Source organism: Mangrovibacillus sp. Mu-81 (genome assembly GCF_036867415.1).
Taxonomy (GTDB): Bacteria; Bacillota; Bacilli; order Bacillales; family Bacillaceae_B; genus Rossellomorea.
Genome location: NZ_JBAJHU010000001.1, coordinates 354,740 through 376,286 on the forward strand (window position 1 = coordinate 354,740; position 21,547 = coordinate 376,286).

A 21,547-nucleotide genomic window follows, 5' to 3' on the forward strand; every position below is an offset into this window, starting at 1 on the left:
ATCCTATTTGATTTAGACGATACCCTGCTTAATAGGGATCAGGCAGTAGACAACATGTTTTCGATTATTCTAGAAAAGTGTTATGCGGATGTTGAACATTCAGTGGCTCACGACATGCTGCGAAAATTCAAAGAATATGATAAGAGGGCATATGGTGATTTTAATAAAGCAAATGTTCTCGGATCCTTTTTTGATGAATTTTCACCAAGGCATAAATTGCCACTCAATAGCCTTCAAGATTTTTGGAATCATCATTTTCCTCAATGCTTTTCTATCAACAAGGAAACTATGAATATCGTACATTCGATAAAGCAGCATGCTAAAGTCGCCATCATAACAAACGGGTCTATTCAGAGACAAAGAGCTAAAATCAAGAACACAAAGTTAAATTGCTGTTTTGATATCGTGGTCATTTCTGAAGAAGCCGGATTCAGTAAACCCGACAAACGCATATTTGAATTAACTTTAAATAAACTTGGCGTGCAGCCTGAAGATGCATTATTGGTCGGAGATGACATCGTAAAGGACATTGGCGGATGTCAGGATGCAGATATAAAGGGCGTATGGTGTAACCCTCATAAGATCGTGAATGACACTGAGATAAAACCATATGCGGAGATCGATTCGTTCGATAGGCTATTTAGCATAATAGGAGTTTCACAGCCGATTTAGAAGTTACTGGAGTGATTTAGTGTTTTGGATAAAGTTCAGTTTGATTGTGATTGTTGTCTTTGCTCTAATCTCGATCGTTAAGTTGATCTTACGAAGGATATTCAATATAGAAAAAGTGAAAAAAGATTTGTTTTCCTATAATCACATAAATGCCCTGCATGGCAAAATCGATAAATGGATTAGGATTACTACTGCAGTCACTCTGATCGGTTTTAGCTGGGTTCTGGTCTACAATAAAGGAATCATTTACTTATACTTATTTGTAGTAGTCTTTTTTCTAGTATTGGACTATGGGGTAAGGGCATTTTTTGAGTGGAAGCATAGTGAATATCCAAAGCAGGCAATTTTAACGCTGGCTGAGATGTTGATTATGGCAGCGGCGATATTAACGGTGGTTCAGGTTAGGTTGATTGGTTCTTAGTCCAGTATAGTAATGGTCATTGGGTTGCTTTTGCGTAAGTCTGGAAATAGTAAAGTATTGAATCATGAAAGTTGGATGTGAAAAGACAATGATGAAAGTAGTTAAACCCAGGCACTTCTTTCTAAAAGGAGGAAGAAAAGCGGTATTATTATTACATTCATTTACGAGCAATACTCGTGATGTAAGAGAACTAGCGAAGTTTTTACATGTGAATGGTTTTTCCTGTTATGCCCCTGTTTATAAAGGGCATGGTTTACCTCCTGAACAATTAATTTCCACTGATCCAAGTGACTGGTGGAGGAGTGTAGAAGAAGGGTACTATTACTTAAATAGGGAAGGTTATTCACAGATTGCAGTGATTGGAATTTCTCTAGGGGGGATCTTTGCATTGAATGCAGGACAAACCTTAAACGTTAATGGCATCATAACTATGTCGGTCCCTTATAAAAGAGATGTAAATTCATTGGAAGACCGGCTTGTTAAATATGCAAGAGCCTTCAAGCAACTTGAAGGAAAGGATAAGAATAAAATAACTTATGAAATTCGCGAATTAGAAAAGTCCTCGTCTAAGTGCTTATTTGATTTCCAACAACATTTAGAAACAACCATGGAAGGTTTAGAAAAGATACATCAACCTATAAGAATCATGTACGGAGAGTTAGATGAGCCCTTATATAAAGAAAGTGCAGCCATTATATATGATAGCGTATGCACAAATAATAAATCTGTCCAAGGCTATCCTAACTCTAAACATTTAATGACATTGGGAAATGATCAGAAAATAATTCATAAAGATATACTATCCTTTCTTAAACAATTAAAGTGGTAAATCCATGATCCTGACCAAACAGTTATTGAAGCAGGTTGGATAGCATTATCAGATATAAATGATTTGGAGCATATGTATCCGGAAGATGTGGAAACGATATTAGCGTGTAGTGATTTGATAATAGAATGAAATAGTTAGATTTTACTTATTCAGCGATCTGCAATGTACAGGTTGAAGGAAGGATTCCTATGACAATGACAGACATACAAGTTAAAGAAAAGTTTGTGAAAGTAAAAGACTTCAAGCTCTATGCGAAAGTATTCGGAAATAAGAAAACTAAACCAACGGTCGTGATGGATGCAGGCTATGGAGACTATTCTAAAGCGTGGAAAGACATTGCTCCTGAAATAGCTGAATTTACAGAAGTTGTACTCTATGACCGTGCTGGTTTAGGGAATAGTGAAAAGAGCTCTGCCCCAAGGACAAGTGATCATATGGTTGATGAGTTAAAAGAAATGCTTACCAATATGCACATACAGCTGCCATATCTACTGGTAGGTCATTCATGTGGAGGAGTGAATTTGAGGTTATTTGCAACTGAGTACCCCAAAGAAGTCAGTGGGTTAATATTGGTTGATTCAACACCTGAGGAATACAAAGAAAGATTTCTTCCAACGATGTCGGTGGACTTTCAGAAAGCATACAAAGAGCAATTTGTTTATGAAGGGAATTACGATGAGTTTATGGAAAGTTTAAAACTGTTGAAGAAAACAAGGAAGCAACTTGATATCCCTCTAATTGTCATTTCGGCAGGGAAAAAAGCTCATTATTCGCCAAATTCACAAGAACTCTGGAACAACATGCAGAAGGAATTGCTAACTTTATCTTCAAACAGCCAGTATATCGCTGCAGAAAATAGTGCGCATTATATTCAGTATGATGAACCCTGGGTAGTCGTTAATGCGATTAAGAGTCTGATTTTTAATTGATAAGATCTATAATACATTGACACCGATAACTTCTATTACAATGATTTTTTATGAGGTGCAAAATGATCAACTACTATGGAACTCCACGCATAGAAACAGAAAGATTAATACTAGAAAAATTCCAGCTCACTGATACCAAGGCAGTCTTTGACCATTGGCTCTCCGACGAAAGAGTATCAGACAATCGTGTGAGTGCCGCTCATCAATCAGTCTCTCAAACTGAAAAAAGGCTGACCAAAATTGTGTCAGATTATAAAAATGAAGAATTTTGTTACTGGGCCATAAAGTTAAAGGAAAGTGCAGAACTGATAGGCGAAATAGATTTGTATGATATTGATAAAGTAACGGGGAATTGCGAGGTGAGTTACTCACTGGGCTACGAGTGGTGGAACAAAGGATATGGAACTGAAGCATTGAGAGCAATAGTTGAATTTGGCTTCAGGCATATGAACCTGCATAAGATTTCTGCTGCACACAACACGGATAATCCAGCTTCCGGGAGAATCATGAGCAAGGCCGGGATGGTACAGGAAGGAACGATTCGGGATATGATCCGTAACTCGAAAGATCAGTATAAGGATTGTGCGGTTTATGGGATTTTACAAGAGGATTATAGGAAGAATTGGCATGGATCTGGTGGCCTTATTATAAAAATTGGCGACTGAGTTTTGCAAACGAACAGTTCATTTAAAGGAGAAGCACAATGAAAGGACTAATCATCAAATCACCATGGATCGAACTAATTTTTGAAGGAAAGAAGACCTGGGAAATCAGGGGATCGAATACCAACATACGCGGGACGATTGCGCTCCTAAAAAGTGGTTCGGGTATGGTATTTGGCGAAATAAATCTCATTGATAGTAAAGAGCTGAGTTTAACAGATTACCAGGAAAGCAGGAGATTCCATGGTGTGGAAAGTGAAGAATCTGCAGAACTGCCTTATAAAAGGACATACGCCTGGGTGTTTGAAAAACCGAAATTGTATAAAGAGCCGGTCCCTTATAAGCATCCGATGGGTGCGGTTATTTGGGTGAGGCTCCTTGAATAGGATGATTAATATGAACCAACACTCACTTGTACTACACGCAAAACAAGAACTGAAATGGACTCAAAAAGAAATCCCACCTCTTAAAAGAGATGAAGTACTGGTAAAAACAATAGCTGGTGCCATCAGCATAGGAGCGGAATTGCCACAGTACCTGGAAACGGATATAACGGAGAGACAGCCGCAGTACCCTAAAGAAACCGGGTATGAAAACTACGGTGAAATCGTTGAAGTCGGTCCCGGGGTTGAAGTGCTGAAAGCAGGAGACAAGGTTGTAGCGTCTTACGGACATAAAGATTACGGGGTCATTCAGGAACATAGGGCCATACCGGTCCCAAAGGATATTCATTATTCAGATGCACTTCTCACGATCTTGTCATGTGACGCGGCAAAAGGTGTGCTTAAACTGAATCCAGGCAAGGAAGATAAAGTCCTGGTGACCGGTATGGGGACCATGGGACTCTTAACGGTTTATTTTCTAAAGGAGTATATGGATGTCCATCACATTGACGTGGTGGAACCAAATCCAACACGGAGAGAGCTGGCAAAGCAATTAGGTGTAAATGATTTATTTACAGATACATCGGTGTGCCCGAGAGATTTTTATCACTTTGGTCTGGAGTGTTCCGGAAAGAAGGATGCATTTCATTGCCTGCAGAGTTCCCTCGTACAGGAGGCCGGGTTATGCATCTTATCAGATGGTAATAAAGACATCTTTGATTTGCAGCCGGAATTTTATGAGAAGGAATTGAAGATCATCGGGTCGAGTGATGGCTGGGACTACAGGAAACATGCTGAGTGGTATTTTGAAAATGTTAGACGAAGAGGCTCGCTGTTGAATAGGCTGTTTGAATTGAGAATCGGGAAAGAGGAGTTGATTCAGTGTTTTATGGACTTGGGGGATGGCCGTGTTAACCCTTTGAAAGTTCTGGTTGAGTATTAGCCTTTAAGCGGACGGGAGTGGAGCGGATGGACCCGAAAGAACAAGAGCAGAACCGGAAGTTAAGGAAAGTTCAAAAAATATACCGAAGGAAGAAAAACAGTGAAGAAAATAAAAGCTGGACGGTATTTGTGGGGGTCTGTATGTTGGTTATTTTCTTCTTTTTAATTATGAGTGCTTTGTTTGATCTGGGCGTACAGCTACCGTCGTTCTTTGGAAGGTAACTCTACAACAGGAAAATCATCCTTTCCATACACATATTGAGGAGGACAAAAAGTGAAAGAGAATGAAACAGGAGGGATCAAATATTCAAAACACTTTCAGGTAGGCGTCTGGATGAATCCTTGCGACTAAAGTAGCAGCCATCCTCCTCTAAATGAAGGATGAAGAATTCAGGTGATATTTGTAAACTTAAGTCAAATGAATTTTTGGAGAGGATAAATGATGAAAAAATACATCTGTACAACATGCGGAGTCCAATACCCTGAAAGTAACAGCGAACCTGAACACTGTCTCATCTGCGAAGAAGAAAGGCAGTACGTCAATCCTGATGGTCAATCTTGGACTACACATGATGATTTAGTGGCGAGTGGAAACTATCAAAATATCATAAAGAAGGAAGAAGAAGGGCTGTACAGTATCACGACGACACCGAAAATAGGAATCGGGCAAACAGCTTATTTAATCGTGAACGACGGTTTCAATGTCCTGTGGGACTGCATCACATTCCTGGATGCTGAAACGATTGCGTTCATCCGTTCATTGGGCGGGATCCAGGCAATCGCCCTTTCTCATCCCCATTACTATTCAAGACAGGTGGATTGGGCTGTAGTATTCGATGCCCCAATCTATATTCATCGCTATGACCAGGAATGGATAATGGAGCCAAGTGAGTCTATCCGTTTATGGGAAGGTGAGGAAATAGAGTTGAGTGAAGGCTTGAACCTGCATCGTCTTGGCGGGCATTTTAAAGGCGGTGCAGTGCTGCATTGGAAAAATGGAGATCGCGGGAAAGGTGTCCTTTTGACCGGGGATATCATTCAAGTTGTTGCCGATACCGACTGGGTGAGCTTTATGTACAGTTATCCGAACTTGATCCCTCTGCCTGCAGGTAAAGTGGAGGAGATGGCAAAGAAAGTTATGGAGCTGCCATTCAACAGGCTATACAACGCTTTTCACAGAGTCATAAAAGAGAATGCTCTTCTTGCAGTTCAACGTTCGGCGGATCGTTATATAAAAGCGGTTGACGGGGAATTGTTTGATACGTGAAAATCTGCCTGCCATAGTAGCAGAGCGTACTTTGTAACTAGGGTAGGCAGATGAGTAAACTATTAATCAGAATGCCAACCATTGCATTAAGATGGAAATTAGAAAGAGCTTGAACATATCAATAGTCTATGCCTTTACATTAACTGGCAGAATCTTTTAAAAAGAAGTGATGGTATAACCAATTGATATAAAATGGTAATCGGGAGAAGCAGGGGGATAAAATGGAGTCTAAGTTAATTATCATACGCGGAAACTCTGGGAGTGGGAAAACAACGATTGCGAAAAATCTTCAACATTACTTAGGGCACGGAACACTCTTGGTTTCTCAGGACAACATTCGTCGTGATATGTTAAAGGTTCACGATAAAGAAGGGAACCTTTCAATAGATTTAATTCGCCAAATCGCAGAATATGGGAAGGATAAATGTAACCACGTAATAGTAGAAGGAATCTTGTATAAAAATCGATATGGTGAAATGCTGAATAACTTAATCCAGTTTTTTGATCAAAAGACATATACATATTATTTTGATTTATCTTTTGAGGAAACAGTAATACGTCACAACTCAAGTTCTAAAAAAAAGGAATTCGGTGAAGAGTCGTTACGTGCTTGGTGGAACCCAAAGGATAGTCTTGGCGTTGATGGAGAAATAATTTTGACGAATGACATGTCACAAAACGATATTTTGAAACTGATTCTAAGTCAAATCCAAGAGTAATGATTCCAAATTGGGTTGATATATTATCCTTCTTTATGGCATCAACCTCATACTATAGTAAAGCTCAGAGCATTTCATCTAGAACTCTGAGCTTTTTTATGCGTTGTTCACTGTGTTCATATTCATATGATTTCAAATGTTGATTGAAGCCTTTTCAATAATAATTAAACTACATACACTCAGAGACGGTCTTTTTTATAAAAAAGGAAAAATAATGCAACTTTATTGAGTGTGAATCGTCTCTTTAGTAGCGGCAAATGGCTGAAAGGAATTCTTGAGAATTACTCTTTCAATAAGAAGTGGAATTTGATTTCAATGGAGTGATTGATTTTTCACCATGACAGCCATTAGTTTAAAGTTATTTTTCATATAAGAGAGGAGAAATCCTATGATGGTTTTATTATTTATGGGTTTATTCTGGGGTGTATTGCTATTCATTTTCACGTACACGATTTCTAAAAAAATCGGGGCGTATTATATACCGCCGCTCGTCAATTTCTTCGCCTCCATTCTTATCACGGCCTATGGTTTGTTTATTGTGGGTGGATTCGAAGGAATGGCATATGGTTTCCTGGGGGTCGGCTGTCTGATTACCGCGATCATCGGTGCGATTACCTTGAAGTTCCTGGCGGCAAAAGGAGAACCAAAACAACTCGTCCACAGAGATAAAACCATTCTCATTGCCATGCCGATCATCTTTGCAGCCTCATTCATTATCCTTCTCTATTTCCAAGAGAATCATTGGATCATTGAAGAAGGGAGTACGAAATATATAGAGTCTGCTGACCATGAACATGAAAATTACTACAGAGTCACCACCATTTCAGAAGGAATGAAGCAAGTAACGTTGACCCTCGGCAAAGAGTATTTGGGTAAAGAAATTGATGTGAAAAAAGTCAGCAAGATGGGTGATACCGAAATCATCCTCGAAATCTCTGAAGGTGAATACAAAAATCATACCCCTTATATCATGATTGGTGTAGATGAAATTAAAGAGCCGCTGACTGTGAGGACGGAGGAGGGTGTAGTGTTTGAATCGATTGGTGAGAAGGTGATGGGGGAGTGATTTCAGTAATTAAGTTTTTTATTGCTGAATTAGGGACGTTAGTTTGTTTCAGTTCTCCTCATTTACTAAACCTAATGTATGGAGGAGAATAATTATATGCTAATTCTATTAGCAATTTTCATAGTTACAGGTGGATGGTTTTTATTTGTAAGGAACAAGAGCAAAGGTAAATCCAATCGGATTCTTTGTTTAATAATGCTTGTCATCCCCGTTTTGTTTCATATTATTGGCCTTACTTATGCAAGTTATCTTCACGATCAAGGCCAAGCATTTGGATCAGCATATTTAGCATTGTTATTGCTCTTCAACAGCCTAATTATGCTGGTAGTCACTATCATAAAATCGAAAAATAAAAAGAAAAATACTACACATATCATTAACTGAATGGTTTGGTAGGTCCAAGACTATTTAAAAGAATTATTTAAAACCTGAATAATTGGGTTTCCGTCTAATTTTTACAAGGGGGAATAGACCAATGAAAAAGAAAAAAGGATTAATTCCTTCAATAATCTTTGGTGTGATTATCTTATTGTCTATTTTGTTTTTACTAGTGTTTATTTTTCAGGGAGAATTCATCTTGGAAATGATTAGAGATGGATTAACAGATGGTGAGACAGTTTCAGTTCTAGGTTTTACCTCTGTATAATCGATTATCTTTATTCAACAATCGGAAGTCATTAGGCAATGATCCCGATTTTAAAACAACCTAATGCCAAGTGTAAAGGAGAGATAAGCTATATACCCAATTAATTTCTTTTCTTTAATTATTATTGGACTTGTTTTGGCAGTCATTTTTCAAATTCTTCAAAAGTACGTCAGATTGAAATCTTTCTTTCATGTCAGGTTCTTTTTGATTCTTACGATTGTATCGGTTGTAAGCTGGGTAGTCAGTTTCGCAATAGGGGGATGGAGCGGTCTCACTATAAATACTATTGCATTGTCCTTGCTAATTGTGGCATTGGCAGGTTTAGTGTCATCATTTGTTTTAAGCTTGTTTATAAATGAATAAGGTAATTCTTTTCTTTGTCATCAAATATAGGGTGGTGGAGCTATGGCGGCTTTATTTATACTAATCGTCATTTTAGCTTTGGGAATATCGAACTTTGTTGCATTTAAGGTATCTGGAGGTAATGGAAAGAAAAAGGTTATATCAGGAGTATTATTTATTTTATTGTCTCCGATCGTTTTCTTTATCACAGCAATTTCAATAAGTCCGTTTGACCCCTATGGATTTGGTACAGGAATTATTTCTGGAATATATGCTGTTTTGTTTCTTATAAATGGCGTAGTCATACTAATGATTGGTCTAATAACTAAGACTGATCAATGAAGAACTGTACCTGGGTTGCCTTTAACACAAAATTGGAGGTGTTATGGTGTGGTGGTATATTATGCTGATTTTAGGGATCATGGCATTTGCTTTGCTAATTGACTGGAAAAGAAAGAAGAATAACAATAATAAACACACATCCGGAATCGATTCCTCAACAAAATCTGGAGAAAGCAGTAACTATCAATCTGGAGAGGGACGGGATTGGTAGTATATTTTTCAAGGGGAGCAACCATCGGTACAGGTAACTTGTCCAAGAGCCAAAAAGATTATCTCGATATGGGATTTTCTGTTAAATTCAGCATAAAACGAAATAATTCAGCATATATCGAAAAAAGTCAGCATAAAATCATTTTTTTCAGCATAAATCCAAATTAGTCAGCATATATCGTGAAAAATCAGCATAAATCGGAAGGTGCCCCTGTCCTAACGGAAGAAAGCGGGGGCAGGGGACGGTTAAGTGGCTTCCAGCCAAACGATTCTAGCCACTTTGAAACTATTCAATCCATATTTCAAAAATACAAGCCACTTTCCAAATTTACGTGCCACTTATAAATTATTCAAGCCACATTCACATTCCCTATTTATCAACCAACTTGTCGAAAAATCTTTAAACAACTGCTGGCAACCGTGTCGGGTCGGGGACAGGTACCTTGACCCGTTATTGCCAAACGAAGCATAAACAAAGTTCCCCTCCCCGTCCACCTAAAAAAGCCCCGCACTCCCTAAAAAGGGAATCACGGGACTCCATCAACTCAAGAATCAAGCTGCTTCTGATCCATCCTTACTCTCACCAGCTTTAGACCTAAAGCCAATGAAAAACAATACCGCTAAAATTACAATGATTGCTGCAAACAGAACACCAGCTGAATCAAACAGCTTCACAAGGTTTCCAAGCACGATGCCGACGACACCGAAGTCAGCATCTCCGAATGTGGTTCCCTGGAATCCGAGTGAGCCAAGTACAGGCAGCAGAAGGGCCGGCAGGAAGCTGATCATGACGCCGTTTGCCATCGATCCGATGACTGCCCCTCTGCGCCCGCCGGTTGCATTTCCGAATACTCCTGCCGCTGCACCAGTGAAGAAGTGAGGGACGAGTCCCGGGACGATGACCTTCAAGCCGAGTAAAGGCAGGAACAGCATGCTGACGAGACCGGCAATGAAACTGAACAGAAAGCCGATGATGACGGCGTTTCCGGCGAATGGGAAGATGGCCGGGCAATCAAGCGCCGGTTTCGCATTCGGGACAATCTTGTCTGCGATCCCTTTGAACGCAGGGACGATTTCACCGAGGAGCATCCGAACACCGGCAAGGATGATGTAAACACCGGCGGCAAATGTGATCCCCTGCATGAAGGCGAAAACAAGGAAATTCTTTCCGCCGCTCAGTTCACCTTCAACGAATGCTGGACCTGCAGCACCTGCGACGACAAAGAATAAGATGACCATGGTCAATGATACAGAAACGGAAGTATCTCTTAGAAATCCTAGAGACTTTGGAACTTTGATTTCCTCTGTTGATTTTGATCCTTTGCCGACTGCTTTACCGACGATCGCGGATACTAAATAACCAATCGATCCGAAGTGCCCGATGGCAAAGTCGTCCGAGCCGGTGATTTTACGGGTGAAAGGCTGAAGCATCGCCGGGGAAAGGACCATCAGTGATCCAAGGATAATCGAACCGAGGATGATCAATGATAGACCGGAAAATCCTCCAGTGGTCAAGATAACAGCAATCAAGCAGGCCATGAACATGGTATGGTGGCCGGTTAAAAAGATGTATTTAAAAGGGCTGAAACGGGCAAGGAGAATATTGACGAGCATACCGAACAGCATGATCATCGCGGTCTCCGTACCAAAGCTTTCCTGAGCCAGGGCTACGATCGCTTCGTTATTTGGGATGACCCCGTCGACCGCGAAGGCTTCATTAAACATGCTGCTGAATTGTCCCAGTGACTGGACGAGCACGTTTGCACCCGCTCCGAGAATGACGAAGCCCATCACTGTCTTCAGCGTTCCAGACACGACATCCCCTGAATTTTTCCGCTGCACCAGAAGTCCGATTAAGGCAAAAAGACCGACAAGGATTGCGGGAGTACCAAGGATGTCCTTCATAATGATATCAACCATTTGTATCGCTCCTTCGTTTGAAAGTGGGACTAGATATTTTGCTCCAACGCCGTTCTAAGTTCGTTTTTATCCATCAAGTTCTTCAGTTTCACGACATGTTTACGGCCATCTTCAAGGCTTTCTACAATATCTTCCGACCCGATGAAGAGGTCTGCCTGCTCCGTCTTCGCCGTTGTTAAGTCCGTATGGGATACCTCTGCGTCTTTGCCCATTTCTTTAAGTGCCGCTTTAATGTTCATCTCAACGATCATGCTGCTTCCTAATCCATTTCCACATACTACTAATACTTTTTTCATGTTGATTTCCTCCTCTTATTTACACTTCAATAGTTTGGTTAATTAATTCAATTACGGTGCTTGGGTCATCTGCTGAGATTAACTTCTCCACATTCTCTTCATTGGATAACAGTTCGGTGAGTTGTGCCAATGCTTTTAAATGGGTTTGATTATCGATCGCTGCCAGCACGATGATCAGCTGGGCACGATGCTTTTCTTTTTCGGAAAAAGAAACTGCTTCCTTCAGCCGCAGGAAACTCATCCCCAGTTCTTCGACTCCCGTTTCCGGACGTGCATGGGGGATGGCGATCCCCGGGGCAATCACGATATAAGGACCCAAATCCTTCACGTTTTCGATCATCGCCTCCACGTATGACGGTTTGATCGAATGCTGGTCGATCAGCGGCTGGGCAGCGGTTTCGATAGCTTCTTCCCAATCCTTTACACGGTCTTTCAGCTGTATCGTTGCATCTGTCAGTAATTCATTGAGCATAGGCTTTCTTAGCTCCTTTATCTGTGGTGTTTTTTGTTTCAGGAAGCGGCCCAGTTCATGCTTTAATTCGTCTTCTTGATGGATGGCCGCATGTCGCTTGATGACTTCTATGAGGTGATCGGTCATCACTTTCCCGGGTGCATTCGAATCGAACAGTTCATTCATCCGCTGCATGACCCGTTCCTTTTCCACATTCGTCAGGATGGCGGGAACATGGATGACGGGAATGTCCTTCGCTTTTATATAATTAGTTGAAAAAATGACGTCCGCCATGTGTTCCTTCGTCTGGTATTCTCTCATCGAAATCGTGGCGGTCACATTCAGCCCGGCGATCAGATTCTCCAACTGGGTCCTGAGCATATTCGAAGTCCCGATCCCGTTCTCACAAACGATGAGGGCCCTGAACTTCGTCTCGACCGTCTTTTCCTCTTTCGACAGCCAGCCGCCGAAGTGAAGGGTGATGTAGGCTGCTTCTTCTTCTGGGACCCTTTTGCCGACATACAGTTCCAAATGCCTCATCACCCGTTTGGTCAGGTGGAAAATATCAGGGTATGTCTGTTGGATGCTTCCGGCTAAATCATTCACAATATGGAGTCCGTATTTCAACCGGTAATAGGTCGGCTTGATATGGGATATCAGGTTTTCTTCCAGCCCGCGCCGGTCATCGAAGACGACACAGGAATACAACTGAAAATCATCGATCATATTGCGGACGACTTTCCTGAGTCCCGACAATTCCTGTTCAGTGTAATGGTCAAAATTATCATGCTGGACTTTGGAGCCGAGAAGATTCATCGTGATGAAGCAGATTTCATCTTCAGGGAAGATGACTCCTTTGTACGCTTTGAGTTTCTTCGTGATGTGCATGGCGGCCTTATAGGCTTCCGTCTGCTTTAACACCTGTTTTTCAGCCCCGGGCACCTGGATGAACTCATTCAGCTCTATCCGCTTCATGATCATCAGGATCTGCAGGGAAAGGATCTCGACCATTTCATCCGTCAGCGTCAATTTCATATCTCTTTCCGCTTCGAAAAGAATTTCCCTCACTACTCGTCTCTGATCGGTTTCACTTGACCAGGTGGCGGCTTCCGGATGGATCATCTTGTACACCTCATTCCGGACGTTCTGCCAATCCTGGTGAGAGAAGATGGTCGCGAGAATAGTGGATAGCATCGTTCTCTTTGCATCCTCCGATCCCCTCAATCGGTACCCGGAACCTTTTTTGTAGTAAAGCCCCAGACCGGCTCCTTGGAACTCCTGCTTGATCTCTTTGATAACCTTCGCAATCGTCCCGCGGCTCATGCTCGTCAAGTCCATGAAGCTCTTCATCGTTGCATCTTGTTCTTCCAATAAAATCTTCGCCTTGATCAGAACTTCTCGCTCCGGCTTCGACAATTGATACTGCCAATCTTCGAAACTCTCATCCTGCATCAGCATCAGCTTCGATTTTGATTCAGGGGGCAGAAACAATCCCTGTCCATGCTTACTGTCAATGGTTTCTAACTTCTGAGTCCGCAGCCAGCTATTGATCTGGTCGAGGTCATAATAAATGGTCCGTTGAGACAAATTCATCCTCGCAACCAGATCCTTCGCAGGGACGGGATCAGCCGAATGTTGAATGATGGATAATAAGTGTGCACGTCTCTTATCCAATACCATGGAGGATCCTCCTTGCTTATTGACTTCAGGTTTAATTTTGCAGTTTTGTATTTTTGAAATTTTGATGATCATCTTATGAATCTAGTATAGAGTCTATTTACAAGTAATGAAAGGGGTTTCAGTGTGCAGAGTTTGTTTGTGTATTTTTGCAAGATTGAACAGATAGGAGTCAGGTGGGGTTATTGGAAGGAAAGGATTAACGAAAGAGCAAATATATTGTATAAACGATTGTTAAAGAGTCAACATTTTGAAATAATTGGTATATGGAATTGTTAATTAGGGAGATGATGAAATGACGAATGACTTTTATTGTGATGAGGTTTTAAGTGGAAAGACCGAAGTGGATAGAGTGATAGAAACAGAAAATGTGCTGGCTTATCATCATACCCGCCCATTCTATCCTGTACATATCGTTGCCATCCCGAAGAAACATATTTCTTCATTAATCGCACTTGAGGACAGTGACAATGCATTGCTCCTTGAACTGTTAGGTGTAATCAAAAAGGTGGCTGCCATGGTAACCGAAGAACATGGTGCCTGCCGGGTGATTACTAATCTGGGGAATTATCAGGATTCAAAGCATTTGCATTGGCATATAGTTTCTGGGAAGCCTTTGGGGGCTTGAGGTTAGTTAGGGAATGCTAGATTGAGAAAATATAGAGGGGGATTTGTGGGATATGGAGTTACTGAGACAGACACGTCAAAAGTGCTAGAAATTGAGAGGAGGAGGATCTCTATTAAAAATATTAAATTACCATTGGAGGACGACCATGGAAATTTATCAATTTACCAAAGAAACAGGAAAGAAAATCACTAAATTCAACTCTGATTTTGTGATGTCCCGTATCACGAAAACGGAGAAAGCGGCGCATATCGGATGTATGCATCTGGATGAAAATGGGGTGATTGGTTATCACCAGGCAGTCGTGCCGCAGCTTCTGTTGGTTGTAAGCGGAGAAGGCTGGGTTAGAGGGGAAACGGATGAATTCATCAAGGTTCACAGCGGGGAAGCGGTGTACTGGGAAAAAGACGATTGGCATGAAACGAAAACGGATAAGGGGCTGACTGCCATTGTAATAGAGAGCGAAGAGTTGGACGCTTCGGTTTTGAATGCTATATAGAAAAGGCTGCTAAACAGTGAAGTTTTCATTTGGGGGAGAGATATAATTTGGAGAAAATTTTAGTGAAAACAGGGATATATTCATTTATTATTTCTTTTTTCTTATTTGTAGCTTTTTTTAAAAGAGAAAAAATGACAACTGATTTTGAAGGGATGAGTTCGTATGAGGTAACGCCGTTTTCCCAGTTTTTCTTTCAAATCTTCCGGTATTCGGTCATCATTTCTATCATTGGCGTCGTCATAGCATGTGCGTATTTGTTTTATATGAAGAATGAGACTTCTAAAAAGGAGTGACACTCCTTGGGAAAGCAGTGGGAACACAGAGATGGTTCCCCTGCTCCTTACGCAAAAGAACCATCCCTGTGCTTTTTTACATTACTGATAATTAACAATCGCCGGACTCGGGTCCATCTTCAATACTTCTTCCGGCGTCAGGACCGGTACGTCTTTATCATAGAAGATCTTGAAGCCGCCATACTGGTTCGGTTCATCACGAATGTATTTTCCGTACAGGGCCTGCTTGTCTGCAGCCGGTCCCCAGCCGTCAAAGTTGATGGCGACTTCGACGTTTTCAGTCGGCTGAATCGCGTCTTTATGCGTCAGGACGGGACCGGTGAATTGGTGTACGAGGACCAGTTTATCCGGCAGGTTGTTCTTTTCCGTAAGTTCCGAAATATACTCGACTGCCTCCTGGATTTTCCTTCCGTCTACCTGCCCGAGATCTTCGCCGGGTTTCTCCCCTTTTGCGACGTGGAATTCGGTATCGATCGCCAGGTGTACCTGCGGGTGTTTAAGCCATTTCTCGACCATTTTAACCTGATTCATGACGGTGTCCGTCCCAAGCTGGATATCAAGGATCACAAGCGCGTCATGCTTCTCCGCAAGCTCCACATACGTTTCAATGTTTTCCTCAGACGTCATCCGCACATAATCCCCGTCAGGACCCGGAGCATTCTGTGCCATCGTCGTGATCAACTCGATCGTCGGCACCGCAGGACGGCCGGGATCGAGATCGGAGTATGCCTGTGTCTGTTCCTTCAATTTCTTCATGAACTCTTCCGGCTCGAGCGTACCCAGAATCCCCATATGTACAGACTGCGGCGTCCCATAGTAGGTAACCAGCCGATGATCCTTCAACGGTCCATCGGAGAGATCTTTTGCGCCTTTTGCCAGCGTTTCACCCAGAGGAACCTCTCGTTCGGTATTCTCCTCCTGCTTTTTTTCACCAGCATTATCTTCATCAAGATTTTCTTCCTCAGGAATTTCCTTTTGTTCCTCTTTTGACAGACGTTCCTTCAGAGGAACAGCATCTTCAGCTGGTTCCAGCGCTTTAAAAGGCTGTTGGGATTCTTCCTTTTTCTTTTCATTCGTTTCTTCATCTTGTTTCTTTTCCTCTTTTGACTTGTCCTGTTCTGAAGACGTGACTTCCTTACCCGTCTTCTCGGACGTCGAAGAATTGGAGCATGCCCCCAGTATAAGCAATCCGGCTGAAAGAATCAGCGATAATTTTTTCATGGCCACTCCCCCTTTCTACACAGAAGATTATGGAGGAATATGAAACCTATGTAAAACAATTTGATATTTTTCTTGGTTGGAAGATTCTGAGAATCCGAGTAAGGCTTAATTTTTCCAGAAAAGGAATCTTAGGGAAGTTTGTCGAATGTTTCTACTAGCGATTAAATTGGAGTGAGCTGGTAATGGAATTTAGGATAGATAGTGAATGGTTTAGTAAAGCGATTTCTGATGTCAGTAAAGCAGTATCCATGAAGACACCTTTCCCGATTTTGACCGGAATTAAGATTACGGCCCATCAAGATTCCTTGATGCTGATCGGAAGCAACTCCGATCTTATTATTGAAAAAATGATTCCTTTGACGATAGACGGTGAGAAGATACTTGAGGTAAATCAAACTGGCAGTGTGGTGTTAACGGCCAAATATTTAAGTGAAATTGTTAAGAAGTTACCACGGGGCAACATGCATGTAAAAGCGGACGAGAAGCAAATGATCACCCTGCAATCCGATGAAATTGTAACCAGTCTTAACGGGTTCCGTTCTGAAGAATATCCGAGTCTTCCTGAAATTGACGAAACCAATCACGTAAGGATCTCCAGTTCAGAATTAATCGACATGATTAAACAGACTGCTTTTGCGGTTGCAAAGAATGAAACCAGACCGATCCTGACAGGAGTCAATCTGTCATTCGAGGGAAACCGTCTGACGTGTGCTGCAACGAATTCCCATCGCTTAGCGGTAAGAGAACTACCGATTGATTCAACTATAAAGGGTTCATTCATTGTGCCAAGTACAAGCCTGAACGAACTTATAAAGTTAATCCATAACAAAACAGACTTCATACATATTGTTGTATCGGAAAGCTATATGGCATTTAAATCAGATACTGCATCGCTTTATTCACGATTAATTGAAGGGAATTATCCAACCGTTTCAGGATTACTGCCAAAAGATGCGAAGACGGTCATAACCCTTGACACTAAAAAGTTATTAAAAGGAATTGACAGGGCATGTCTATTTGCAAGTGAATGGAAAAATAACAATGTGTATGTAGAAATCAAAGATGGTACGAAAATAAAGATTTCCTCCAACTCCTCAGAAATAGGGAAAATAGAAGAAACACAGCCTATAAAGAGCATAGACGGAGAAATGGAGTTAAGCATCTCACTGGATGGGAATTTTCTAATGGATGCTTTAAGAGCAATAAAAGAGGAAGAAATAAGAGTAAGCTTCGGTGGATCAATGAAACCCGTGTTGATCGAACCTATCGGAAATTCTACTTGTCTGCATCTTATTTCTCCGGTGCGGTCGTATTAATTTTCTTATTAATGGGAGCAATGGCTGGAGACCTTTCAGTGATGTTCAGCTATTTCATTATCTATTATTTTCTATTAGGCAGGATCGTTTATTAACATCACAATATTTTAATTATGAAGAGAGAATAAATGAAGTGCCTATAATGGACAGATTATTCGGAGCATTAATTATTTCATTAGTTTTATTAACTTCAGCATTGCTATCGGTGATACTATCTTCTGAAGAAGGTTTCATTTTCTCGGTAGTCTGTATAGGATTGTCAGCATTAATCGGCATAATACTGCTTACTACCGGTAAAGAAGAAATACCTGGAAAACTGCTATCTGACGAAGATGTAGAAAAGGAGTTAGATGATAAACCCTAAAAGCTAAGCTTTTCATTATATATAAGCTTAATCCAAGAAAATCATTTTTCTTTATATAAATTTCAAGGAGGATGTACATGAACTATAAAATTGTCTTCCTCGACGTCGACGGAACCATCACTCACCACGAAAACGGCAGCATTCCAAATTCCACAGTCGAGGCGATTAATACGTTGATTAGTAAAGGGATAAAGGTGGTGGCTGCGACAGGAAGGCCATTGTCCATGTGCAAGGAACTAGAAGAGTTAGGAATCGGCACGTTTATCACAGCAAACGGCGGTTACGTAAAACATGGGCATGAAGTGATTCATAAAGTGCCGATGGATCGGACAATCGTTCAGGAAGTGGTGGAATTTGCGAAAACAGAGAATAACGGATTGTCCTTTTACACAGAAGGGTTCAGTATGAATGGTGTTACAGAAGGAGGGATTTTGACGGCACTGAAGGAAACACTGTCTCTTGATGAATATCCTGAAACGAATTCCTCAATCCATGAGGAAGATGTATTTTTACTGTGTCTGTTTGCAGATGATGAAACGGTGGGGAAGTACACAAAAACGTTCCCGCATCTTACATTCAGACGGTGGCATCCTTATGTGCTGAATGTTTTGCAGGAGGATGTGTCGAAGTCCAGGGCGATAATGAAGACGCTGGAGTTTTTCGGAATCGATCAATCGGAAGCGATTGCCTTTGGTGACGGGGAGAATGATATCGATATGCTCGAATTGGCAGGGCTGGGAATCGCGATGGGGAATGGCAGCGAAAAATTAAAGGCTGTTGCGGATTTTGTGACGAAGCCGTCGGGTGAGGACGGGATTGAATTTGCGTTAAGGAAGTTTGCTGTGATTTAGATTATTGTTTGATGAACTGCTGGGGGAAGAAACCCTGAGGCAGGGCACAATTTAATAAAAAAGAGAGGGGTTCCACAATGAATCATCCAGACTTAAAAGCAAGATCACCTTGGTCAGAATTAAATGATGTTCAAGCTGTGAAAATTTCTCCGGTAGATAACAAAATCAACCACGATATAACGATCCCTGGGAGCAAAAGTTTTACCAACAGAGCATTGATCATGGCTGCTTTGGCCCGCGGAACGTCCACTTTGAGCGGTATCTTGAAGAGTGATGATTCGTATTGGTGCATTGATGCACTCAGAAAGCTTGGCATTACCGTCGATGTGGATGGAGAGACCGTTACGGTTCACGGATGTAACGCCAAGTGGCCGATAAAAGAATGCAGTGTATATATTGGAGCAGCCGGAACAATTGCCCGTTTTCTGCCTGGCGCAATGGCAGCTGGCAGTGATGGTGATTGGGTCATTGAGGCAAGCAATCGCATGAGTGAACGGCCGATTGAACCATTGCTTAACGCCCTTGGGGATCTTGGGGCTGAAATAGACTATTTGAATAAGGAAGGGTATTTGCCCATCCGGATTAAAGCCGGTGGTCTCAGTGGCGGCGAGGTGAGTATTTCAGGCAGGATCTCCAGCCAATTTATCAGCGGAATCCTTTTGGCAAGTCCATACGCTGAAAGAGACGTAACCGTTACGATTCCTGACACCATCGTTCAGAAAGAATACGTTCGAATTACATTGGGTTTGATGGAACAGTTCGGTGTGGAAGCGACATTCAACGATGACCTCACCCAAATCGTTGTCCCTGCATCACATTATGCCGGCAGGGAACTTGAACTGGAAGCCGACGCCTCAACGGCAAGCTATTTTCTGGCATTGGCTGCGATCACAAATGGGCGGATCAGAATCAACAATCTCTCCGTCAAAACGAACCAGCCTGATATTGGGATGTTGGATGTGTATGAAAAAATGGGGTGCACGGTTGTCAGGGGTGACGGCTATATCGAGCTCACGGGGACCCCGGCCCTCAAAGGCGGGTTTGACATCAGCATGAAAGAAATGTCCGACCAAGCACTGACCCTCGCTTGCATCGCACCATTTACTACAGGTCATATCACCATAAGAGACATCGAACACATCCGTCATCACGAATCGGACCGGATCAGTGCAATCTGCAAAGAGTTAGGCAAACTGGGGATCAAGACGGAGGAATTTGACGATGGATTGACGGTTCACCCGGGTAACCCACAACCGGCAGAATTGGTTTCATACGACGACCATCGAGTGGCCATGTCTCTGGCATTGATCGGAACAAGGGTGCCGGGTGTGATACTAAACGATCCGGGCTGTGTGTCGAAGACGTGTCCGGGTTATTTTGAGATGCTGGATGGGCTGGGAGTAAGGATTGAGTACGTGGAGTGAATGTGGGAATCCTTTTTGCAGTTGGATGGACCTCCGGCGCGAAGAAGTCGCAGTTTGCAGCTCTATTTCTCGAAGCTTTTTTTGTGGGGAATCTTGTTGCAAAAGCCTGACTCCCCTCCATTTCCCCTCCTGATCCGTATATCAGACGCACATTTATCCGGAATAAACTAAGTAACTCCTAATATTATAAGAAAATTGAAACACTTTCCTTCCTTATACGTAAATGTAAAGACAGGGGAGGTTGTTACTGTGAAAAATACCATTGGATTACTCATGAAATTATTCGTTTTAGCGTCTGTGTTCGTTTTAGTTGCAGGATGCAGCTCTCAAGAGGAAGATAAGGATGTAAAGACCATCGAAACTTTTTTGGGAAAAGAATTCACGGGGCCAGGTGAAGAATTAGCATCTGCCCTTGAAAAAGGACCGTCGCAATTAAAAGAGTATGCAGAAGAAAATTATAAGCCTCTGGTCATGAATGTGGGGGATATGATGGATGCCAACCACATTTTAGTATTTCAACAATTTGCGTATGAAAAGGGCTATCAATTAAAGCCGGCAGCCATTGATATAGAAAAGGTTGAAGATCAGGCTTATCAGTACGAAGTGGAAGTCGAGTATGAAAAAGATGGTCAGAAAAATACTGCAGCCATCACTGCAAGAGTGAATCTCAATGACGAAGGCGAGATTGTAACCATTCGAAATATGGATGATGGTGGATTGTTGGAGATGTTGAGGAAATAGTGGGGTAATCGAAGGCAACCAATATGGTATGCAGCGGGTTTGGATTTCGAATACAAAAACTAAATTGGCACACCAATCAGCAGTCCTATTCGTAACTGAATTTGACTGCTTCTTTTTGTTGATATATATAGGGGTTAATAAAATAAACGGTAATCCGACCGGAATTTCGAACCCTTTTAAACATGGGGTCATACGTTTTTGTCAGTATGAAAGTTCGCATGCTCATTGTTATACCAATTGGTGTGCTACAAATGATTTTTACTGGCAGGGGGTGGGTGTTGATTTTTGAGAGGCAGATCAAAAAGCAGACATTTTTTTATCCTTCATTGTGAGTAACCACTGATTGTTTTAATAAGGGGATTTTTTCCCCTTATCCTGCAGAATCGGGCTAGGTTCGGGGATATAAGGGGAGTTTTTCCCGTTAAGACTAGGTAAAATG

General features: G+C 41.8%; 26 protein-coding genes. 22 read left to right on the top strand and 4 right to left on the bottom strand.

Annotation, left to right across the window (positions count from 1 at the left end; genetic code table 11):
• The 14 genes from V6B33_RS01735 to V6B33_RS01800 all read left to right on the top strand — a co-directional run bounded on the left by V6B33_RS01735 (position 1) and on the right by V6B33_RS01800 (position 9,220).
• Entirely contained in the window at positions 1 to 672 is a 672-nt protein-coding gene (locus V6B33_RS01735) for an HAD family hydrolase (RefSeq protein WP_334216407.1), read from the top strand.
• Between the two features lie 19 nt (positions 673 to 691).
• Entirely contained in the window at positions 692 to 1,093 is a 402-nt protein-coding gene (locus tag V6B33_RS01740; RefSeq protein ID WP_334216012.1) for a DUF4181 domain-containing protein, read from the top strand.
• An 88-nt stretch (positions 1,094 to 1,181) separates the two neighbouring features.
• A complete protein-coding gene (locus tag V6B33_RS01745) occupies positions 1,182 to 1,922 on the top strand; it encodes an alpha/beta hydrolase (protein WP_334216013.1) in 741 nt (246 codons plus the stop codon).
• Between the two features lie 194 nt (positions 1,923 to 2,116).
• Positions 2,117 to 2,851: an alpha/beta fold hydrolase gene (locus V6B33_RS01750; protein WP_442915458.1), complete on the top strand. Its 735-nt coding sequence runs from the start codon at positions 2,117 to 2,119 to the stop codon at positions 2,849 to 2,851.
• A gap of 62 nt (positions 2,852 to 2,913) precedes the next feature.
• Positions 2,914 to 3,516: a GNAT family N-acetyltransferase gene (locus V6B33_RS01755; protein ID WP_334216015.1), complete on the top strand. Its 603-nt coding sequence runs from the start codon at positions 2,914 to 2,916 to the stop codon at positions 3,514 to 3,516.
• A gap of 38 nt (positions 3,517 to 3,554) precedes the next feature.
• Complete coding sequence (locus V6B33_RS01760; protein WP_334216016.1) at positions 3,555 to 3,899, top strand: ASCH domain-containing protein; 345 nt, start codon at positions 3,555 to 3,557, stop codon at positions 3,897 to 3,899.
• Between the two features lie 10 nt (positions 3,900 to 3,909).
• Positions 3,910 to 4,839, top strand: a complete 930-nt coding sequence (locus V6B33_RS01765) for a zinc-dependent alcohol dehydrogenase (protein WP_334216017.1) — start codon at positions 3,910 to 3,912, stop codon at positions 4,837 to 4,839.
• Between the two features lie 26 nt (positions 4,840 to 4,865).
• A complete protein-coding gene (locus V6B33_RS01770; protein WP_334216018.1) occupies positions 4,866 to 5,060 on the top strand; it encodes a hypothetical protein in 195 nt (64 codons plus the stop codon).
• Between the two features lie 217 nt (positions 5,061 to 5,277).
• On the top strand, positions 5,278 to 6,105 hold the full coding sequence (locus tag V6B33_RS01775) for an MBL fold metallo-hydrolase (RefSeq protein WP_334216019.1): 828 nt from the start codon (positions 5,278 to 5,280) through the stop codon (positions 6,103 to 6,105).
• A gap of 221 nt (positions 6,106 to 6,326) precedes the next feature.
• Entirely contained in the window at positions 6,327 to 6,824 is a 498-nt protein-coding gene (locus tag V6B33_RS01780; protein WP_334216020.1) for a kinase, read from the top strand.
• 388 nt (positions 6,825 to 7,212) lie between these two features.
• The gene (locus tag V6B33_RS01785; protein ID WP_334216021.1) at positions 7,213 to 7,890 is read left to right on the top strand and encodes a YesK family protein; all 678 of its coding nucleotides are present in this window, start codon (positions 7,213 to 7,215) and stop codon (positions 7,888 to 7,890) included.
• A gap of 96 nt (positions 7,891 to 7,986) precedes the next feature.
• Entirely contained in the window at positions 7,987 to 8,274 is a 288-nt protein-coding gene (locus V6B33_RS01790) for a hypothetical protein (protein WP_334216022.1), read from the top strand.
• Positions 8,275 to 8,365: 91 nt separating this feature from the next.
• Positions 8,366 to 8,536: a hypothetical protein gene (locus tag V6B33_RS01795; RefSeq protein ID WP_334216023.1), complete on the top strand. Its 171-nt coding sequence runs from the start codon at positions 8,366 to 8,368 to the stop codon at positions 8,534 to 8,536.
• Positions 8,537 to 8,941: 405 nt separating this feature from the next.
• Entirely contained in the window at positions 8,942 to 9,220 is a 279-nt protein-coding gene (locus tag V6B33_RS01800; RefSeq protein WP_334216024.1) for a hypothetical protein, read from the top strand.
• Between the two features lie 762 nt (positions 9,221 to 9,982).
• On the opposite strand, the gene V6B33_RS01805 is transcribed toward V6B33_RS01800, so the two are convergent.
• From V6B33_RS01805 to V6B33_RS01815, 3 genes are read right to left on the bottom strand one after another with little or no spacing between them, the layout of a single operon-like run.
• Entirely contained in the window at positions 9,983 to 11,350 is a 1,368-nt protein-coding gene (locus V6B33_RS01805) for a PTS ascorbate transporter subunit IIC (RefSeq protein ID WP_334216025.1), read from the bottom strand.
• 29 nt (positions 11,351 to 11,379) lie between these two features.
• Positions 11,380 to 11,646, bottom strand: coding sequence for a PTS sugar transporter subunit IIB (locus tag V6B33_RS01810; protein ID WP_334216026.1), 267 nt, complete (start codon positions 11,644 to 11,646; stop codon positions 11,380 to 11,382).
• A 19-nt stretch (positions 11,647 to 11,665) separates the two neighbouring features.
• Positions 11,666 to 13,777, bottom strand: coding sequence for a BglG family transcription antiterminator (locus V6B33_RS01815; RefSeq protein WP_334216027.1), 2,112 nt, complete (start codon positions 13,775 to 13,777; stop codon positions 11,666 to 11,668).
• Positions 13,778 to 14,069: 292 nt separating this feature from the next.
• Here V6B33_RS01815 and V6B33_RS01820 point away from each other — a divergent pair, with 292 nt between their 5' ends.
• The 3 genes from V6B33_RS01820 (at position 14,070) to V6B33_RS01830 (ending at position 15,191) form a co-directional block, all read left to right on the top strand.
• Positions 14,070 to 14,402, top strand: a complete 333-nt coding sequence (locus V6B33_RS01820; RefSeq protein WP_334216028.1) for an HIT domain-containing protein — start codon at positions 14,070 to 14,072, stop codon at positions 14,400 to 14,402.
• 145 nt (positions 14,403 to 14,547) lie between these two features.
• Entirely contained in the window at positions 14,548 to 14,898 is a 351-nt protein-coding gene (locus tag V6B33_RS01825; RefSeq protein ID WP_334216029.1) for a cupin, read from the top strand.
• 47 nt (positions 14,899 to 14,945) lie between these two features.
• On the top strand, positions 14,946 to 15,191 hold the full coding sequence (locus tag V6B33_RS01830) for a hypothetical protein (protein WP_334216030.1): 246 nt from the start codon (positions 14,946 to 14,948) through the stop codon (positions 15,189 to 15,191).
• Between the two features lie 81 nt (positions 15,192 to 15,272).
• On the opposite strand, the gene V6B33_RS01835 is transcribed toward V6B33_RS01830, so the two are convergent.
• Positions 15,273 to 16,412: a hypothetical protein gene (locus tag V6B33_RS01835; protein WP_334216031.1), complete on the bottom strand. Its 1,140-nt coding sequence runs from the start codon at positions 16,410 to 16,412 to the stop codon at positions 15,273 to 15,275.
• 182 nt (positions 16,413 to 16,594) lie between these two features.
• Here V6B33_RS01835 and dnaN point away from each other — a divergent pair, with 182 nt between their 5' ends.
• The 5 genes from dnaN to V6B33_RS01860 all read left to right on the top strand — a co-directional run bounded on the left by dnaN (position 16,595) and on the right by V6B33_RS01860 (position 21,108).
• Positions 16,595 to 17,728, top strand: a complete 1,134-nt coding sequence (gene dnaN, locus V6B33_RS01840) for a DNA polymerase III subunit beta (RefSeq protein ID WP_334216032.1) — start codon at positions 16,595 to 16,597, stop codon at positions 17,726 to 17,728.
• Between the two features lie 142 nt (positions 17,729 to 17,870).
• Complete coding sequence (locus tag V6B33_RS01845; RefSeq protein WP_334216033.1) at positions 17,871 to 18,092, top strand: hypothetical protein; 222 nt, start codon at positions 17,871 to 17,873, stop codon at positions 18,090 to 18,092.
• 77 nt (positions 18,093 to 18,169) lie between these two features.
• A complete protein-coding gene (locus tag V6B33_RS01850; protein ID WP_334216034.1) occupies positions 18,170 to 18,943 on the top strand; it encodes a Cof-type HAD-IIB family hydrolase in 774 nt (257 codons plus the stop codon).
• Between the two features lie 77 nt (positions 18,944 to 19,020).
• Positions 19,021 to 20,367, top strand: a complete 1,347-nt coding sequence (gene aroA / locus V6B33_RS01855) for a 3-phosphoshikimate 1-carboxyvinyltransferase (RefSeq protein ID WP_334216035.1) — start codon at positions 19,021 to 19,023, stop codon at positions 20,365 to 20,367.
• Positions 20,368 to 20,616: 249 nt separating this feature from the next.
• Positions 20,617 to 21,108 carry a hypothetical protein gene (locus V6B33_RS01860; protein WP_334216036.1) on the top strand — a complete coding sequence of 164 codons (492 nt, stop codon included), beginning with the start codon at positions 20,617 to 20,619 and terminating at the stop codon, positions 21,106 to 21,108.
• Positions 21,109 to 21,547 lie beyond the last annotated feature (439 nt).